The organism is Actinomadura latina NBRC 106108 (assembly GCF_001552195.1).
Classification (GTDB): Bacteria; Actinomycetota; Actinomycetes; order Streptosporangiales; family Streptosporangiaceae; genus Spirillospora; species Spirillospora latina.
Map to the genome: position 1 here is coordinate 80,338 of NZ_BCQS01000009.1, position 15,197 is coordinate 95,534.

Genomic DNA, 15,197 nt, shown 5'->3' on the forward strand with positions numbered 1-15,197 from the left:
CCGCTCTCCCCTTGGCGTTCGCGTCGGCCCTGCGTGGTCTGCGTCGTCAGGGATCATATCGACGCATCGCGGCCGAAATGACTTCCTCGGTCGGGCGGGGCCGCCGCCGCAGGCCGTCCCGCACGCCCTCCCGCAGCCCCTTGCGCAGGGTGGCCCGGTCCTGCGAGCGGAGGTAGGTGCGCGCCCACCGCCGGGCGGACGATCCGGCGTACAGGACGCGTTCGGCCGGGGCGAGCCCGCGGCTGCGCGTGAACAGCCAGAGCTTGTTGCGGACCTCGTAGTAGAAGCGGTCGCCGGGGTCGGCGTCGGTGCCGCCGAACGTCCGGGTCTTGTGGACGACGACGCTCGCGGGGCAGTAGAGCCCGGTCCGCCCGCGCAGCAGCCGGGTGGTGAACTCGAAGTCGTCGTTCCACAGGAAGTAGTCGGCGACCGGCAGACCCCGCTCCCGCACCGCCGCCGCGTCGAGCAGCACGGACACGAACGACGCCGACCGGACGGGCCGGCATCCGATCTCCGCCGCGGCGGCCAGTTCGGCGCGGGACGCCCCGGGCTTGACGCGCGGGGTGTTCATCGGGTGGTCGCGGCCGTCGGTCCACACGACCCGGCTGGCGATGAGCGCGGGCTCCGCGGACGCCCGGTCGCGCGCGTCCAGCAGCGCGGCGAGCGCGCCGGGCTCGGGCACGGTGTCGTCGTCCATCAGCCAGAGCAGGCCGGTTCCCGGTGCGTCCAGCGCGCGGGCGATCCCGGCTGCGAAGCCGCCGGCGCCGCCGGTGTTGACGCCGAGGACGAGAAGCTCGGCGCCGGGGAACCGCTCGCGGACGAGGCCGGCGGTGCCGTCGGTGGAGGCGTTGTCCACGACGATCACCGCGTCCGGTGGCCGGGTCTGCGCGGCGAGCGCCGCCAGCGCCTCGGTCAGCAGCTCGCGCCGGTTGTGGGTGACGACGACGGCGGTGACCCGCGTGCCCGCGCTCATCGCGGCGCGGTCCGGCGGGACAGGACGGTGCCGGGCTCCTCGTTTTCGTCCTCGGTGACCCCGGCATCCGGCTCGGGTGGCGGTTCGATGCCCCTGAGCCGCTCGACCAGATGCCAGTAGCCCACCCGCACCTTCCATACGGCCTGGTTGCGTTCGCTGAGATGGCGGGCCATCAGCTTGGGAAGCGCCGTCTCGTGCTGCTCCTGGCGCTCCTCGCGCAGCGTCTCGATCTCTCCGCGGAGCATCTCGATCCGGTCCAGGAGGCCGAGGACGGTGTGCGCGGCGGCGTCCAGCAGCTCCGCCTCGCCGGGCGCGCCGCCGGGCGCCTCCTCGCGGGCCGGTTCCCGGGGGAGCAGCTCGTCCAGGTCCCCGGCCACGTCGTACCCGGCGGAACGGACCGCGTCCACCAGCTCGCCCGCCTTCTTCTCCGCCCATGCGCGGCGCTCGGGCGGCAGCGGCACCCGGCCGGGTTCGCCTCGGCCGGGGAGCACCTTCAGCGCGAGCACGTCGGTGACCAGCCGGTGGTACAGCCACATGGGGGCGTCCTCGTCGACGGCGTGGTTGACCCTGCGCAGCAGCTCGGTCTCCGTCCAGCTCAGCGAGGAGTTCGCGCGCGTCTCGGTGAGGTCCGCCACGGCGGGATCGACGCCGAGCAGCCCGGCGAAGCGCTCCCAGAGCAGGTCGCGCGGCGCGTCGCGGCCCGGCATGGTGAGCACGTGCACGCGCTCCGGCGGGACGTGCGGGGCCCACCGCCCGAGGACCTCGGGGATGTCGTGCACCCGCCAGAACCAGCGCGCGGCGCCGCCGCTGCGCGGGTCGTCGACCACCTCGCGCAGCCAGTGCTCGAAGCCGAAGTGGAACCGGTGCTTGACGTACTCCTGCCACTCCGAGGGCAGCAGCCCGGCGAGGTCGCGGGCGGAGTAGACGATGTGCACCTCACATGGTGCGAGCGACCGCACGGCCCGCTCGGCCCCCTCGGCGTCCACCGCGCAGAGCACCTCGTGGGAGACCACGGCGACGCGCTGCCGGGACGCCTTGATCTCGTCGACCAGGAGGTCCCAGGCGCCGTCCCAGCCCGGTCCGGGCTCGTCGTCCTCCGGTTCCACTCCGCGCAGGTCGCGGGTGGCGCGGACCTGCTCGGTGAACGACCCGCCGGGCAGGAGGACGCCGGCATCGGAAAGCGCCTCGGCGTTGCCCCACAGCAGGCCCTGCAGGAACGTCGTCCCGCTCTTGGGTGCGCCGATGTGGAGGTACACGGCCGGTGGGGGGCCGGGGGAGACGGCTTCCACCCGATGACTCCTCTGCGGTTCGCCTGGGGGACGCGCACGGCGCCGATCCGGATCACCGGAAGGGTACAACCGGCCAACGGGGGTCATTCCACACATCTCGGATGGCGGGTCCCGGTATCTTGGCCGCGCAGCACACGATCGTCTCGCAGCCCGCGCGCGCCTCGGGCCCGAACGCCGGGGCGGACGGCTCTCACGACGCGGCGGGGGACGTCGCAGGAAGATGGACCGTGAACGTTGACCTTGTAGTGGTGGGCTCGGGATTCTTCGGGCTCACGGTCGCCGAGCGCTGCGCGGAGGAGCTGGGGCTGCGGGTGCTGGTCCTCGACCGGCGCGACCACATCGGCGGCAACGCCTACAGCGAGGACGAGCCCGAGACCGGCATCGAGATCCACCGGTACGGCGCCCACCTGTTCCACACCTCCAACGAGCGGGTGTGGGAGTACGCCAACCGGTTCACCGCCTTCACCGGCTACCAGCACCGCGTCTACTCCACCTTCAAGGGCCGCGTCTACCCGCTGCCCATCAACCTCGGCACGATCTGCGCGTACTTCGGCCGCGCGTTCACGCCGGACGAGGCGCGGGCGCTCATCGCCGAGCAGGCCGCGGAGGTGACCGGCCCGGCCAACCTGGAGGAGAAGGCGGTCTCGCTCATCGGGCGGCCGCTGTACGAGGCGTTCATCCGCGGTTACACCGCCAAGCAGTGGCAGACCGACCCCCGCGAGCTGCCCGCCGAGATCATCACCCGGCTGCCGGTCCGGTACACGTTCGACAACCGCTACTTCAGCGACACCTACGAGGGCCTGCCCGTCGACGGCTACACCGCGTGGCTGGAGCGGATGGCCGACCACCCGAACATCGAGGTCCGGCTGAACACCGACTTCTTCGACCTGCGCGACGACCTCGTCGGCCGCGTCCCCGTCGTCTACACCGGACCGCTCGACCGCTACTTCGGGTTCGCCGAGGGCGAGCTCGGCTGGCGGACGCTCGACTTCGTGACGGAGGTCAGGCCGACCGGCGACTTCCAGGGGACGCCGGTGATGAACTACGCCGACGAGGACGTCCCCTACACCCGGATCCACGAGTTCCGGCACTTCCACCCCGAGCGGCGGCACTACCCGGACGACCGGACGGTCATCATGCGGGAGTTCTCGCGGTTCGCCGAACGCGGCGACGAGCCGTACTACCCGATCAACACCGCCGAGGACCGGGCGCGCCTGCTGCGCTACCGGGAGATGGCCGGCCGCGAGGACGGCGTCCTGTTCGGCGGGCGGCTAGGCACCTACCAGTACCTCGACATGCACATGGCGATCGCCAGCGCCCTGGGCATGGTCGGCAACCGGCTGCGGCCCCACTTCACCCGGGGCGAGCGGCTGATCAGCGGAGGAGTAGACCGATGACCGAGCGGGCCGTCCAGCCCCAGCTCCCCGAGGAGCCCGCGAAACACGACCCGGACCCGCGGGTCCTGCACCGGGTCGTGATGCCCGCCGAACGCGACTTCGACGTGCTGAAGCTCTACGTGGACGGCAACGCGGTGTTCGGCCGCCGCGCCGCCGACCTGGAGAGCGCGGCCGAGCAGGTGCGGGCCGAGCAGGACGGCGGGACGACCCGCGCGGCGGCGTACCGGCCGTCCTCCCAGGACGACAGCGCCGAGATCATCGGACGCCGCAGCATCGTCGTCCCGTCCGGGACGCGGGTGTCGTTCTGCAGCTACTTCAACGCGTTCCCCGCCGGGTACTGGCGCCGCTGGAGCACGGTGGAGAACGTCCGGCTGCGTCTGCGGGTGCGCGGCGAGGCGACGATCCTCGTCTACCGGTCCACCGGCAAGGGGCACCTGGAGCGCATCAAGTCGCTGCACGTCGACTCCGACTCGCCGGTCGAGGAGAACGTCGACCTGCCGCTCGCCCCGTTCATCGACGGCGGCTGGTACTGGTTCGACGTCGTCGCCGACGGCCGCACCGCCGTCCTCGACGCCGCGGACTGGTGCGCGGTCACCGAGCGGGCCCGGCCGGGCACCGCGACCATCGGCATCACCACCTTCAACCGGCCGAAGTTCTGCGTCGAGCAGCTCACCGCGCTCGCCGAGGCCGGCGACGTGCTGGACGTCGTCGACGAGATCCTGGTCGTCGACCAGGGCACCGACCGGATCGAGGACCACCCCGACTTCGCGGCGGCGAAGGAGGCGCTCGGCGACCGGCTGCGCGTCATCGACCAGGCCAACCTGGGCGGCTCCGGCGGCTTCTCCCGCGTCATGCACGAGACCGTCGAGTCGGGCCGCAGCACCTACGCGCTGCTGCTGGACGACGACGTCATCCTGGAGCCGGAGGGCATCCTGCGCGCGGTGACGTTCGCCGACCTCGCGCGCGGCCCGATGCTCGTCGGCGGCCACATGCTCGATCTCTACAACCGGTCGGTGCTGCACGTCTTCGGCGAGACCATCGCCCGCTACCGCTGGTGGATGGTCCCGGCCCCGCACACCGAGCTGTCGCACGACCTGGCCGCGAACCCGCTGCGCCACACGCCGTGGCTGCACCGCCGCGCGGACGTCGAGTACAACGCCTGGTGGATGTGCCTGATCCCGGTCGAGGTCATCAAGAAGATCGGGCTGTCGCTGCCGTTCTTCATCAAGTGGGACGACATCGAGTACGGGCTCCGCGCCAAGGCGGCGGGGTTCCCGACGGTGTCGCTCCCCGGCGCCGCGGTGTGGCATGTGCCGTGGCACTCCAAGGACGTCATGACCGACTGGCAGGCGTACTTCACCGAACGGAACAGGATCGTCACCGCGCTGCTGTACTCGCCGTACGAGCGCGGCGGCAACATGCTCAAGGAGAGCCTGTTCATCACCGTCAAGCACGCGCTGGCCATGCAGTACTCCACGGCCGAGCTGATGCTGACGGCGATCGAGGACGCGCTCAAGGGCCCCGAGGACCTGCACCCGTCGATCATCACGAAGATGGGCGAGCTGCGGGAACTGCGCGCCGGTTTCGTGGACGCGCAGGCCAAGCCGGACCTGGACGAGTTCCCCGCCGTCCGGCGCCGCAAGCCGCCGCGCAAGGGCCGCGACGTCGTCCCGCCGAAGAACCGGCGGGCGATGTTCCAGACGGCGATCCTCGGCGCGGCCCGGCAGGTGAAGCCGGTCGGCCCGTACCCGAAGACCCATCCGGAGGCCCTCGTCCCGCACGTCGACCAGACGTGGTGGCTGCTGACGAAGTTCAACAGCGCGCTCGTCTCGTCCGCGGACGGCACGAAGGTCTCCTGGTACCAGCGCGATCCGCAGCGGTTCTGGTCGCTGATCCGGCGCGCGTCGGCGCTGCACGCCCGGCTCGGCCGGGACTGGGCGGTGCTGAGCCGCCGGTACCGGGACGCGCTGCCGGGGCTCACGTCGCAGGAGGAGTGGCGGGACACGTTCGACAAGGCGCGGCGCTGACATGAGCACGGCTTCCGGGACGCCGGCGGACCTGGCCGATCCCGGCCTCGTCGAGCCGGGCCGCGGCGGCGGGCTCGGCGAGGTCCTCCGGCGCCGCTACCTGCTGAAGCTGATCGTGCGGCGGGAGTTGCGCGCGCGGTACCAGGGGTCGCTGCTCGGCCTCGGCTGGTCCTATGTGCGGCCCGCCGCGCACTTCGCGGTGTTCTACTTCGTGGCCGGCATCTTCCTCGGGATGAGCAAGCACCTGGAGCACTTCCCGATCTTCATGTTCTCCGCGCTGGTGCTCGTCTCCTTCTTCAACGAGACGCTGATCAACACCACGCACTCGGTACTCGGCAACGCGCCGCTCGTCCGCAAGGTGTACCTGCCGCGCGAGCTGTTCCCGGTGGCGTCGCTGCTGGTGTCGTGCGTCCACCTGCTGCCGGGCATCGCGATCGTGCTGGCCGTCGCGGTCGGCTGGGGCTGGACGCCGACGGCCGCGGCGCTCGGCTCGGCGCTGCTCGGCTTCGCGCTCGTCGCCACGCTCGGCATCGGGCTGGGGCTGATCTGCTCGGCCCTGCACGTCTTCTACCGCGACACCGACAAGGTGGTGGACATCGCGACGCTGTTCGTCACCTGGTCGGTGCCGATGATCTACCCGTGGACGCTGGTGCGGGACACCGCGCCCGGCTGGGCGCTCGACGCCTACCTCGCCAACCCCATGTCCGTCGGCGTCATGCTGTTCGAGCGGGCCTTCTGGTGGCCGACCACGGACGGCACGTTCGAGTTCCCGGTGCACCTCACCCGCGATGGCCTCGTCCTGCTGGCGGGGGCCGTCGTGCTGCTCGGGCTGGGCCAGCTCGTCTTCGCCCGGCTGCAGCGCCGTTTCGCGGAGGAGCTCTGATGGACGGGACCCGGCGCGCGGTCGTCGTCAACGCGGTGACCAAGAGGTTCACCCTGCGGCACGCCCGCTCGATCAAGAACATGACCGTGCGGGCGCTGCGCCGCGAGCGGCTCCGCGACCGGTTCACCGCGCTGGACGGCGTGTCCGTCGCCATCGACGTGGGCGAGGCCGTCGCGCTGGTCGGGGTGAACGGCTCCGGCAAGAGCACCCTCCTGAAGATCATTTCAGGGGTGATGCCGCCGGACGAGGGCACGGTCCGGGTGCGCGGGCGCGTCGCCGGGCTGATCGAGGTCGGCGCCGGCCTGCACCCCGACCTCACCGGCCGCGAGAACGTCTTCCTGAACGGCGCCATCCTCGGCATGGACCGTGCCGAGACGCTCCGCAAGTTCGACTCGATCGTGGAGTTCGCCGACATCGGGCAGTTCCTGGACCAGCCCGTCCGGTTCTACTCGTCCGGCATGTTCATGCGGCTGGCGTTCTCCATCGCCGTGCACACCGATCCCGACGTGTTCCTCATCGACGAGGTCCTCGCCGTCGGGGACCCGCTGTTCCGCACCAAGTGCATCGACCGCCTCCAGGAGTACCGCGCGAGCGGCCGCACCATGGTGATCGTCGCGCACGATGTCAAGCTGCTGCGGCAGCTCTGCACGCGCGGCGTCTTCCTGGAGGACGGCCGCGTCGTGTGGGACGGCGACATCGACACCGCCGCCGACCTGCTGCTGAAGAAGCGCAAGGAGCGCCGCCAGGCCCTCGCGGCTCCGGCCGCCAGACCACCCGCCGAGGCAGGCCGATGACCTCGGCACTTCCCTCACCGGCCCCCGCAGCCGTGCCGCCGCGGCTGCGGGAACTGGACCTGCTGCGCTTCATCGCGGCCGTCCTGGTGGTGCTGCACCACTATGTGGGACGCATTGGCGGGTGGGGTGTCGAGAACCACCACAACATGCCGGTCCTCGCGCCGATCGCGCATTTCGGGAACCTCGGCGTCGACCTGTTCTTCCTGATCAGCGGGTTCGTGATCCTGATGAGCGCGTGGGGGCGGGGCATCGGCGACTTCGCGGTCTCCCGCACCGTGCGCATCTTCCCCGCCTACTGGGTCGGCGTCTCGTTCTCGCTGCTGGTCTTCTTCGCCATCGGGCAGACGCCGATCCCTGAGCACAGCCCGCTCGTCGCGTACCTGCCGAACATGACAATGCTCCAGACCGGTCTCCACGTCGGGAACATGGATGTCGTCTACTGGACGCTCTGGATCGAACTGCACTTCTACGCGCTGATCGCCCTCCTCGTCTGGCGCGGCATCACCTACGAGCGCTGCGTGGCGTTCATGGTCGGCTGGGTTCTTCTCGCCGTGTTCGCGCAGGAGGCGGCCGTTCCGGCGCTCTTCACGGTGCTGATGCCGGACTGGGCGCCGTACTTCGTCGCCGGGATGGCGTTCTACCTCATCCACCGGTTCGGCCCGAACCTGCTCCTGTGGCTGATCAGCGCCGGCTGCTGGGCGCTCGCCGTCGACTACCGGCAGGCCACCGTGAACGATCTGCTGGCCTGGCCGCGGGTATGGGACGCCGCGGTCGCCGGCGGTGTCACGTTCTGCTTCCTGCTCATGGCGATGGTGGCCACCCGCCAGTTCGAGATGGTGCGCTGGCGCGGCTTCACCGTCCTCGGCGCCCTCACCTACCCGCTGTACCTCGTCCATGAGAGCATCGGGCGGGGACTGTACGAGCTGCTCCGCTCCCACCTCGGCCGCTGGACGCTCCTCGCCGTCTCCTGCGCCGCCGCGCTCACGGCCGCCTACCTGGTGCAGCGCTTCGTCGAAGACCCGCTGCAGCGGTGGGCGAAGCCGAACCTCAAGGAGGGGCTCACCCGGCTCCGCCGGGAACGGCTCCCGCTCGTCCCGACCAAGACCCCGCCTCGCAGCCCGGTGGAGGCCGCACGATGACCCGTCCCCCCGCCCTGCCCGCCCGCCCCGGCGGCGCCCTGCCGCGGCTGCGCGAACTCGACCTGCTGCGGTTCGTCGCCGTCGCGGCGATCGTGCTGCACCACTTCGCCGGGGTGCGGAGCACGGTCTGGGCCGGACGCGACGCCCAGAAGGTCTATCCGGAGCTGGCCCCGGTGGCGCACTTCGGCTACCTCGGCGTGCAGCTGGCCTTCATGATCAGCGGCTTCGTCATCCTGATGACCGTGTGGGACCGGAACGCCGGCGACTTCGCCGTCGCCAGGTTCGTGCGGATCTACCCGGCGTACTGGTTCAGCGTCCTGCTCAGCTTCGGGCTGTTCCTGGCCTGCGGGGCCGCGGTGCCTTACGGGGACGGAGACGGCCCCGTCCAGCGGGTCCTGCCCAACCTCACGATGCTCCAGGACGGCATGCACGTCGCGCCGCTCGAGGTCGTCTACTGGGTCCTGTGGGTGGAGCTCCACTTCTACGTGCTCATCGTGCTGCTGGCCCGTATCGGAATCACCTACGGCCGCTGCGTCACCTTCATGGTCTCGTGGCTCATCGTGGGCGCCTATGCCAAGGAATCGGGCAGCAGCCTGCTGCAAACCCTCTTCTTCCCTGACACGGCGCCCTACTTCATCGCCGGAATGGCGTTCCTCCTGATCTACCGGTTCGGGTCCAACATCGCGCTCTGGCTGCTCGTCGCGGCCTCCTGGGCGCTGTCGGTGCACTACCTCGTGGACGACATCAGCCCGCTGAACGCGTGGAAGGGCGTCCACGAGATCGTGGTCCCGGCCGTGCTCGCCGTCATGTACGCGCTGATGGCACTGGTCGCCCTGCGGAAGCTGACCTGGCTGAGCTGGCGGGGCTTCACCTTCCTCGGCGCCATCGCCTACCCGCTCTACCTGATGCACGAGACGATCGCGCGGGCGATCGTCAAGGTGTTCTTCCCGCACCCGATCCTGGACAGGCTGACGATCCTGCCGGTCATCATGGTGTCCGTGCTCGTGGCGGCGGTCCTCGTGCACCTGCTCGTGGAGCGTCCACTGCAATCCCTGATGCGCCCGCGGCTCGCGTCGGCGATGGCCCAGATCCGCCGTGGCGGGCCACCCGCCCCTGCTACCGAGCCCGTCGGCGCCGCGCCCCCGGACTCCGCGCAGGACGGCGGCGGTGACGCGAAGCGCGACGCCGCGGCGGCTCCGCCGGCGCCCGTCCCCTAACCTGATCATCATTGATCCGGGCCGCCGACCGGATCCGTTCTTCCACGAGGATGCCGTCCGAAGGGTGTGTGATGCTCGGCGCCAAGCCGCGACGACGAGGGCCGGCCGCGCCGCTCCCGGCGATGCTGCTGGCGGGTGCGCTGGTGCTGGCCGGGTGTGCGCAGGCCGCGTCGGACGACGGCAAGAACGGCAAGGACGCCAAGGTGTCGGCGTCGCCCCAGGCCAAGCGGCCGAACATCGTGTACGTCTTGACCGACGACCTGTCCTGGGACCTCGTCGACTACATGCCGAACGTCAAGGCCCTGCGGAAGCGAGGCATGACGTTCTCGAACTACTTCGTCGCCGACACGCTGTGCTGCCCGTCCCGCGCGACGATCCTGACCGGCAAGTACCCGCACAACACCGGGGTCCGCAGCAATGACCCGCCGACGGGCGGGTTCGACATCTTCAACGCGCGCGGCAATGAGAAGGACGCGTTCGCCGTCGCGCTGCAGAAGGCCGGCTACCGCACGGCGCTGATGGGCAAGTACCTCAACGGCTACGAGAGCACGAAGAGGCAGGGCTCGTCCCGCGCCTACGTGCCGCCCGGCTGGACGGAGTGGCAGGTCACCGGGCTCGGGTACGCGAACTACAACTACAACCTGAACGGCAACGGCACCCTCACCCACTATGGGCGCGCGCCGAAGGACTACCTCAACACAGTGCTCACCGGGAAGGGCGTCGACTTCGTCAACCGGTCCGCCGACGCCAAGCAGCCGTTCATGCTGGAGATGTCGACGTTCTCGCCGCACGCCCCGGCGACGCCCGCGCCGCAGGACGCCCGCAAGTTCGCCGGGATCAAGGCGCCCCGCACGCCCGGCTTCAACGAGCCCGACATCAGCGACAAGCCCGGCTGGCTGCGCAAGTACCCGAGAATGCGGCCCCGGCAGGTCCGCGCGGTCGACAACGCGTTCCGCAAGCGGGTGCGGGCTGTCCAGTCGGTCGACAGGATGATCGGCGCGCTGCAGGCCGCGGTGAACGCCAAGGGGCTCGGCGGCGACACCTACTTCGTGTTCAACTCCGACAACGGCTACCACCTCGGGCAGCACCGGCTCGTCGAGGGCAAGCTGACCGCCTACGACACCGACATCCGCGTCCCGCTGGTCGTCGCGGGCCCCGGCGTCCCGGCCGGGAAGACCGAGGGCAGGTTCGCGCAGAACACCGACATCTGCCCGACGTTCCAGGAGCTCGCCGGGCTGAAGCCGGCGGACTCGGCGGACGGGCGGTCCCTGGTGCCGCTGCTGCACGGACGGCCGGTGCCCGGCTGGCGGACCACCGCGTTCATCGAGCACCTCGGCCCGAACTACCGCCACGACGATCCCGACCTGCCGAAGAAGTACGGCGGCAACCCGCCGACGTACTACGCCGTCCGCACCGCGAACGAGCTGTACGTCGAGTACGAGAACGGCGACCGCGAGTACTACGACCTCGCGCGGGACCCCTGGGAGCTGGGGAACCTGTGGACGCGGGCGCCCGAGGCGCGCAAGGCCGAGCTGAAGTCGCTCGTGGCCTCGTACCGCGGCTGCGCCGGGGCCGACTGCCGCGACCTGTGACGGCGGACTATCCGGCGGGAACCCATGCGGACGCGGCGACATGGACGCGGCACGTCCCGTCCTCGTCGCGCTTGGTCGCCGCCTCCAGTAGACCCTTGCCGTCCCCTACCGTGAGCAGCGATGAACTGTAATTGCTGCAGACGATGTCGTCGTGCTCCGGATGCGCTGGGAACGGGACACGGACCGGTGCGGGCACCTCGCTCCAGACCCCGTCACCGTTCGCCGGGCCGGCGAAGAGCGTCGCGCCGCTCGCCGTCCGCACCAGCTTCCCCCTCGCGTCGCGGACGACGCCGCCGACCAGCAGCACCGTCCCCTGCGGTCCGCCGCCGGGAACCCAGGTGAGGGTGGGCGCGTGGTAGAGGTTCCGGCCGTCGGCGGTGCGCGCGCCGGTGCCGCGCCCGCCAGGGTCGCCCCACGTCCAGCCGTCGGCCGACCGGCGGTAGTACACCTTGCAGGACGCCGACGCGCCGCACACCTCGTACACCATGAGGTAGGAGCCGTCAGGCAGCCGCCGCACCACCGGCATGCCCGGCCGGTCGTGCCGCCCCGGGGCGACGATCACCGTGCCGGGTCCCCAGGTCGCACCGCCGTCCGGCGACGCCGCCTCCACGATGACCTGGTCGTGGCCGGGCCGGGTCTCGTCGGAGTAGTAGCAGACCAGCCGCCCCTGCCCGTCGACGGCCAGCTCGGGCTCCCACAGGCCCTCGTCCCATGCGGTGTCCTCCGCGCCGATGTCGCAGCTCGACAGATAGGACCAGTGCCGGCCGCCGTCCGTGCTGCGCCATACGCGCAGCTCCGGGCGCCGCTTCGGCGCGCGGTTCTTCATGCCGGCCGTCCCCGCCCACAGCAGCGTCCCGGCGGGCTGGCCGCCGATCCGCCGGGGGAGCTCGAGCAGGCTCCCGCAGCAGGCTCCTCGTCCCTTGGCAGCGGCCGGATCGAGGATCTCCGACAGCGTCCGGAACGTGCGGCCCCCGTCGGTGCTCTCGTAGAACCGGGCCATGTCGGTGACGCCGTCGCCCGTGGCGGACGAGACGGCGAGGATGATCCGCCCGTCCCGCAGCCGGACGAGCCGCGGGTACATCGCCTGACGATCGTCCACCAGCCGCTCGCCGAATGGTGCGAAGGTTTCCGGGACCTTCTTATCCGCCTGCTGGCCCCCGGCCCGGTCCTTCTCCGTGGCCGCATTCGCGGCGCAGCCGCTCAACGCGAGGACGGCTACGAGCAGCGCGCACGCCAGTGGCCGTCCGGTCAGCGACACGCGGCTCCTCACCTCCGGCCGACGACTGGGACACCACCGGACATTAACGCAGTCATGGATCAGCGACCCGCCCCCCCCAGAGCGCCCCGTTCACCGGCGGGCCGCCGGGTGGGTCGGCGTGGCCGGGTGTGGTCACGATGAGTGGTGGGGGCTGTCTGATCTTGTCGCAGGTGGGCGCAGTGTCCGAAATGTCGGAGGTAGCCGGTCTTCGGGGGAACTGTTCTGTTGAACGAGGCGCGACGAGGCCGGAAGGTCTTTACCCTGGGTTCTGCAGGTAACCGACCGTAGGAAACCGAACCCGGCAACCCCGAGGCGTTCCCTCCATATCCCGCGACTCCCAGGGGTCTCTCGACGTGACGGACATGGCGAGCGGGTCCGCGATGGCGCGGCTCACACAGGCCGACCGCGTCCATGTGGGCTGGCGCTACGCGCAGGTGCACCCCGATCCCGGGCCGCCCCCGGCCCCGCCTGAGCAGCCCGAACGGGCGCCGCTGCCGACCCCGGCGCGGCGGCCCGGCGAGCACATGGCCGGACGGCCGCTGCGGATCATGGTCGGCGGCACCGTCGCGTTCATCCTCCTGTTCCTGGTGTGCGGCCTGCTGGGCATCATCCCGTGGGCGTTCGTCGGCGTGGCGTTGCTCGCGTTCCTCCTCATCCTCGGCATCACGGGCGGCGGGCTGTGGCGGGACGAGCGGGGCGTCCGGGAACGGCTCGCGCAGGAGCGCGACGAGGAGGAGCGCCGCCGGGCCGCGCGGGAACGGGAACGCGAGGCGGCCGAGCGGGCCTACGCGAAGGCGCGGGCCGAGTGGGAGCGCCGGCAGGCCGCGTACGAGAGCCAGCGCGAGTGGTATCCGGTCGCCGTGCCGCCCGGAGTCGACCGGGTGGACGTCGTGGGCGGCACGCTGGCGGGATGGTCCGCGGCCGTCACGACCATGGGAGCGGCGCGGCTCGCGGTGGGCGCGCGGCTCACCGTCATCGACCTGTCCGAGGGCGCGGTCGCCCATGACCTGCTCCGGCTCGCCGCCGACCGGGGCGACGACCCCCTCGTGTGGGTGCTGCCGGCCGACCTGCCCCGGCTGGACGTCACGCGGGGCCTGAACCCCGAAGCGCTCGCGGACGTGCTCTCGCTGGTCGTCAGCGCGGGCGAGGAGGAGGGCGGCACCCGGGACCTGTCGTTCGACAACTCGATCCTGGAGCGGCTCATCGACGTGCTCGGGCCGGACGCGACGATCCCGCGCATCACGGCGGCGCTGCGCGTCCTCGCCCAGGTCGGCGACCCGCGCGACGACCTCCGCAAGGGCCTGCTCACCGACGAGCAACTCGAACGCATCGCCACGCTGTTCGGGCGGGACGCCACCGACCGGATCGTCGTCCGGCGGGCGTGGGCGCTGGAGGCGCAGCTCCGCAAGCTGGAGAAGCTTGCGACCGAGCCCGTCCGCCTGCCGCCGTCCAGGCTCCACGTCGTGTCCATGGACCGACGGGCGGGCGTCCTCACCAACCGCATCCTCGGCACGTACGTCACGACCGCGCTCACCCACCGCATCCGCGAGGCCCCTCCTGGCGGACGCTGGGACCACACGCTCTTCCTCTGCGGTGCGGAGAAGCTGCGCGGGGACGTCCTCGACCGCCTCATCGACGCCTGCGAGGCGACCGGGACCGGCCTCGTCCTGATGTACCGGTCGATCCCGAACCACGTACGGGAACGCCTCGGCCGCCGCGGGCACGCCGCCGTCGGTTTCATGCGGCTCGGCAACCCCGAGGACGCCCGCGTCGCCGCCGAGCACATCGGCGCCGGGCAGCCGCTCCTCGTCGCCGAGATCACCGACGCGGCGGGGGAGACCCTCTTCGACGTCGCGGGGGAGAGCTACGCCAGCACGGTCGCGTTCGCGCGCCCGCGCGGCGACGGCCTCACCGACCCGGTCTGGTCGCCGCTGCCCGCGCCCGCCGCCGACGACTCCGTCCTGGTGGAGGGCATCAGCTCCGCGACCGCGTGGGGCCGGACGGTCGCCGACCGCCGCACCGACAAGCAGCGGTTCCGGGAACTGCTCATCGAGCCGCCGCAGCTGCAGGAGCTCCCGCCGACCGCGATGGTGTTCACGCACTCGGGCGCCACCGGCCGCCGCACCCTTCTCGTGGACGCCAACCCCGGCATCATCACCCTGCCGACCGCGCACTCGATGGAGATCCAGGAGACGCCGGATGAGCAGCCGGAGCCGCTCGTCCAGCCGGAAGATGACGCGGGAGAGAGCCCCCAGACGGAACCGCCGGACGTCCCCGCACCGCGCCGCGCCCGGCACGCTCTGCCGCGTGGCGCGTCACGCCCGGTGCGGATCGTCCCGCCACTGAAGCCCAATGGCAGGCACAAGGCCGATCCGCCGTCCTCGCCCTGATAATCGTCCCCGTACTCCTTGGTTTATGTCGCGTCAAGTGTGTCTTATCTGGCCATGGGGATACGGGCGGTTGTGGCCACTGGACGCTCTTGAAAAGCCTGATCTGATCGGCTAAAGCGACGCGGCTATTCGACCAAAAGATGGCCGCTCTGGAAGCATCGAGTCGCCCAGTGTCACGTACCTGGGTATGGGGATTAGAAGACGACGCCCGGCTCGGTGGTAGCGGTTTACCGAGTTC

The 15,197-nt window shown here is 71.3% G+C and carries 11 protein-coding genes; 8 read left to right on the top strand and 3 right to left on the bottom strand.

Annotated features, from left to right (window positions below):
• Positions 1–46 precede the first annotated feature (46 nt).
• Both AL2_RS15355 and AL2_RS15360 read right to left on the bottom strand, forming a co-directional pair.
• Complete coding sequence (locus AL2_RS15355) at positions 47–973, bottom strand: glycosyltransferase (protein ID WP_067634381.1); 927 nt, start codon at positions 971–973, stop codon at positions 47–49.
• Positions 970–2,262 carry a hypothetical protein gene (locus AL2_RS15360; protein ID WP_157438175.1) on the bottom strand — a complete coding sequence of 431 codons (1,293 nt, stop codon included), beginning with the start codon at positions 2,260–2,262 and terminating at the stop codon, positions 970–972. The genes AL2_RS15355 and AL2_RS15360 overlap by 4 nt, the downstream gene beginning before the upstream one ends.
• Before the next feature lie 227 nt (positions 2,263–2,489).
• Between AL2_RS15360 and glf the strand changes: the two genes are divergently transcribed.
• From glf to AL2_RS15395, 7 genes are all read left to right on the top strand, one after another.
• Complete coding sequence (gene glf / locus AL2_RS15365; RefSeq protein WP_067634385.1) at positions 2,490–3,659, top strand: UDP-galactopyranose mutase; 1,170 nt, start codon at positions 2,490–2,492, stop codon at positions 3,657–3,659.
• Positions 3,656–5,686, top strand: coding sequence for a glycosyltransferase (locus AL2_RS15370; protein ID WP_083946542.1), 2,031 nt, complete (start codon positions 3,656–3,658; stop codon positions 5,684–5,686). Before glf ends, AL2_RS15370 begins: the two co-directional genes overlap by 4 nt.
• Before the next feature lies 1 nt (position 5,687).
• Entirely contained in the window at positions 5,688–6,569 is an 882-nt protein-coding gene (locus tag AL2_RS15375; protein ID WP_067634389.1) for an ABC transporter permease, read from the top strand.
• A complete protein-coding gene (locus AL2_RS15380; protein WP_067634391.1) occupies positions 6,569–7,363 on the top strand; it encodes an ABC transporter ATP-binding protein in 795 nt (264 codons plus the stop codon). The genes AL2_RS15375 and AL2_RS15380 overlap by 1 nt, the downstream gene beginning before the upstream one ends.
• Positions 7,360–8,502: an acyltransferase family protein gene (locus AL2_RS15385; protein ID WP_083946543.1), complete on the top strand. Its 1,143-nt coding sequence runs from the start codon at positions 7,360–7,362 to the stop codon at positions 8,500–8,502. The genes AL2_RS15380 and AL2_RS15385 overlap by 4 nt, the downstream gene beginning before the upstream one ends.
• On the top strand, positions 8,499–9,719 hold the full coding sequence (locus AL2_RS15390; protein WP_067634395.1) for an acyltransferase family protein: 1,221 nt from the start codon (positions 8,499–8,501) through the stop codon (positions 9,717–9,719). The genes AL2_RS15385 and AL2_RS15390 overlap by 4 nt, the downstream gene beginning before the upstream one ends.
• Before the next feature lie 71 nt (positions 9,720–9,790).
• Positions 9,791–11,311: a sulfatase family protein gene (locus tag AL2_RS15395; RefSeq protein ID WP_067634397.1), complete on the top strand. Its 1,521-nt coding sequence runs from the start codon at positions 9,791–9,793 to the stop codon at positions 11,309–11,311.
• 7 nt (positions 11,312–11,318) lie between these two features.
• On the opposite strand, the gene AL2_RS15400 is transcribed toward AL2_RS15395, so the two are convergent.
• A complete protein-coding gene (locus AL2_RS15400; RefSeq protein WP_083946545.1) occupies positions 11,319–12,569 on the bottom strand; it encodes a sialidase family protein in 1,251 nt (416 codons plus the stop codon).
• A gap of 362 nt (positions 12,570–12,931) precedes the next feature.
• Here AL2_RS15400 and AL2_RS15405 point away from each other — a divergent pair, with 362 nt between their 5' ends.
• The gene (locus AL2_RS15405) at positions 12,932–14,959 is read left to right on the top strand and encodes a hypothetical protein (RefSeq protein WP_067634401.1); all 2,028 of its coding nucleotides are present in this window, start codon (positions 12,932–12,934) and stop codon (positions 14,957–14,959) included.
• Positions 14,960–15,197 lie beyond the last annotated feature (238 nt).

Bases quoted from the DNA above. Each gene is read 5' to 3' on its own strand.
- AL2_RS15355 (WP_067634381.1), bottom strand. From the start codon at position 973: ATGAGCGCGGGCACGCGGGTCACCGCCGTCGTCGTCACCCACAACCGG.
- AL2_RS15370 (WP_083946542.1), top strand. From the start codon at position 3,656: ATGACCGAGCGGGCCGTCCAGCCCCAGCTCCCCGAGGAGCCCGCGAAA.
- AL2_RS15375 (WP_067634389.1), top strand. From the start codon at position 5,688: ATGAGCACGGCTTCCGGGACGCCGGCGGACCTGGCCGATCCCGGCCTC.
- AL2_RS15380 (WP_067634391.1), top strand. From the start codon at position 6,569: ATGGACGGGACCCGGCGCGCGGTCGTCGTCAACGCGGTGACCAAGAGG.
- AL2_RS15385 (WP_083946543.1), top strand. From the start codon at position 7,360: ATGACCTCGGCACTTCCCTCACCGGCCCCCGCAGCCGTGCCGCCGCGG.
- AL2_RS15390 (WP_067634395.1), top strand. From the start codon at position 8,499: ATGACCCGTCCCCCCGCCCTGCCCGCCCGCCCCGGCGGCGCCCTGCCG.
- AL2_RS15395 (WP_067634397.1), top strand. From the start codon at position 9,791: ATGCTCGGCGCCAAGCCGCGACGACGAGGGCCGGCCGCGCCGCTCCCG.
- AL2_RS15405 (WP_067634401.1), top strand. From the start codon at position 12,932: ATGGCGAGCGGGTCCGCGATGGCGCGGCTCACACAGGCCGACCGCGTC.